The organism is Pseudonocardia pini (genome assembly GCF_013870575.1).
Taxonomy (GTDB): domain Bacteria; phylum Actinomycetota; class Actinomycetes; order Mycobacteriales; family Pseudonocardiaceae; genus Pseudonocardia; species Pseudonocardia pini.
On record NZ_JACBXB010000933.1, the window covers coordinates 1 to 1,903 of the forward strand.

The window sequence follows — 1,903 nt, forward strand, 5'->3', positions numbered from 1 at the left end:
CAGAGGTCCCCGAACGGGGCCTCCAGGCCGACCGGATCGGTGACGGGCCGCGGCCCGCCGTGCGTCACAGGTTCGGGAACCAGAGCTTGATCTCGCGGGCCGCGGACTCCGGGGAGTCCGAGCCGTGCACCAGGTTGGCCTGGGTCTCGAGGCCGAAGTCGCCGCGGATGCTGCCCGGCGCCGCCTTCTCGACGGGGTCGGTGCCCCCTGCCAGCTGCCGCCACGCCGCGATGGCCCGCGGGCCCTCCGCGACGGCCGCCAGCACGGGGCCGGAGGTGATGAACTCCAGCAGCGACTCGAAGAAGGGCTTGCCGTCGTGCTCGGCGTAGTGCTGGCTCGCCAGCTCGCGGTCGACGGTGCGCAGCTCGGCGGCCACCAGCTTGAGGCCCTTGCGCTCGATGCGCGCCAGGCACTCCCCGATCAGGTTGCGGGCGACGCCGTCGGGCTTCACGAGGACGAGAGTGCGTTCAGTCACGGTCGCCGAGCGTAGCGACGCCCTCAGCCGCCCAGCGTGGCGGCCCCGAACGACACCGCGAACCGCTCGCACCAGATGCTCACGCTGGTCAGGCCGGTCAGGTCGGCGCCCGCCGGGACCGGGTAGTTCGCGCTGCCCACGTTGCCCTTGAGGTCGCCGAGGTCGAGGTACCGGCCGTCGTCGAAGACGTGCCAGCCCTCGCGGCCGGGCAGGACGGGGGCGTCGGTGAGCCAGACCTTGAGCTTCGGCCCGTTGCTGGTCGCGAGGTCCGCCACCCGCAGGACGAGCGACCCGTCGGGCAGCCGCAGCAGCTCCACCGACCCGCTGGTCTCGTGCTCGTGGCTGACCAGCGTGCCCCGTGCGACGGTCTGCGGGAGCGGAGCCGCGGGAGCCGCGGCGGCCGTCGGGAGGGGCTCCGCCACCGTGGCGTCGACGACCAGCTTCCACGGTTGGAACCAGAACAGCCCGGCGGCCACCAGGACCGCGACCAGCCCGAGCACCGGCAGCACCACCGCGCGGCGGCGCCACACGGGAGGTCGGGGATCGCTCATCGGTCCACCGTGGCGGATCCAGGGGCCGCGCACCAGCACGAGGCGCCCGACGGACCGGGAACGTCCTGCTCAGCCCTGCTGGGAGGGCAGCTCCCCGCGCGCCATCCTCTTCGCGACGTCCTGCCGCATCCACAGCAGCGTGCCCCAGACCAGCGCGAACAGCGCGAACACGATCCACAGCGAGAAGTGCAGGAAGCCGCAGGCCGCCAGCGCGACCTGCAGGCCGAGCGCCACCGGGAGCCCCCACGGCCGCCGCTGCACCCCGGAGGCCAGGATCATGAGCACTCCGAGGACGGACACCAGCGTGATCGCGAGCGGGGTCGCGGCCGCACCGGCGAAGCGGCTGACGACCAGCAGCGCCAACAGCACCACGATCGCCTCGAGCACCAACACCCCGGCGAAGATGCCGCGCAGCCCCTTCATCGGGTCCGTGGCAGGCGGCCTGACCTCGTTCACGAGGGTTCCTTCCCGAAGATCGTCCGGGTCTCCCCCGCGGTCACCACCGACCCGGTGACGATCACCCCGACCCCCGAGTCCCCGCCCTCCTCGGCCAGCTCCACGGCCTGCCCGATCGCCGCCTCGAGCTGCGGCTCCACGCTGACCCGGTCCCGCCCGAACACCCCGACGGCGATCTCGCCCAGCTCGTCCGGGTCCATCCCGCGCGGCGACGAGTTCCGGGTGACCACGACCTCGTGCAGCGCGGGCTCCAACGCCTCGAGCAGCCCCTTGGCGTCCTTGTCCCGCATCACGCCGATCACGCCGACGAGCCGGGCGAACCGGAACTCCGACATCAGGGCGGCGGCCAGCGCACGAGCGCCGTGCGGGTTGTGCGCGGCGTCGATGAGCACGGTCGGCTGCCCCGGCCCACCGGACATCG

Annotated in this window: 4 protein-coding genes; all 4 read right to left on the minus strand. The window is 73.5% G+C overall.

Annotation, left to right across the window (positions count from 1 at the left end; genetic code table 11):
• Positions 1–64: 64 nt before the first annotated feature.
• On the minus strand, positions 65–475 hold the full coding sequence (gene ndk / locus H5J29_RS30990) for a nucleoside-diphosphate kinase (RefSeq protein ID WP_181784489.1): 411 nt from the start codon (positions 473–475) through the stop codon (positions 65–67).
• 23 nt (positions 476–498) lie between these two features.
• Positions 499–1,026, minus strand: coding sequence for a DM13 domain-containing protein (locus H5J29_RS30995; protein ID WP_181784490.1), 528 nt, complete (start codon positions 1,024–1,026; stop codon positions 499–501).
• 69 nt (positions 1,027–1,095) lie between these two features.
• Positions 1,096–1,482 carry a DUF4233 domain-containing protein gene (locus H5J29_RS31000; protein ID WP_312858492.1) on the minus strand — a complete coding sequence of 129 codons (387 nt, stop codon included), beginning with the start codon at positions 1,480–1,482 and terminating at the stop codon, positions 1,096–1,098.
• On the minus strand, positions 1,479–1,903 hold a 425-nt coding region (locus H5J29_RS31005; RefSeq protein WP_281376148.1), incomplete at its 5' end, for a glutamate ligase domain-containing protein. The genes H5J29_RS31000 and H5J29_RS31005, both read right to left, overlap by 4 nt.